Annotated in this window: 1 protein-coding gene; it reads right to left on the reverse strand. The window is 57.7% G+C overall.

Translation table 11 applies throughout. The annotated features are described in order from the left end of the window. Positions 1–18: 18 nt before the first annotated feature. Positions 19–248 (reverse strand): DNA-3-methyladenine glycosylase (locus P9236_RS30755; protein ID WP_278078220.1); only part of this gene is annotated, 230 nt, incomplete at its 5' end.

Genomic DNA, 248 nt, shown 5'->3' on the forward strand with positions numbered 1-248 from the left:
GTTACGACGACTCACTTTTCATCTTTTTGAAACATATTTGTTCTCGGCGACATACCAACGCCAGGGGTAATCGGCTGCCTTGCTGATACCGACGCGCGTGGTCTGCACCGGTCGCTCCGGTGGTGGCATGCCATCGTCAAGCAATGCGTAAGCATCGCCCGCCACCATATCCTCACCATCATGGGAGCCGTCGATACTCATCGCCTGGGTGAGACGCGCCGGCCCGTTGCATAACTGGCGGTCATGGG

Origin of the sequence: Mesorhizobium sp. WSM4884 (genome assembly GCF_029625675.1) — a bacterium.
Lineage (GTDB): Bacteria > Pseudomonadota > Alphaproteobacteria > Rhizobiales > Rhizobiaceae > Mesorhizobium.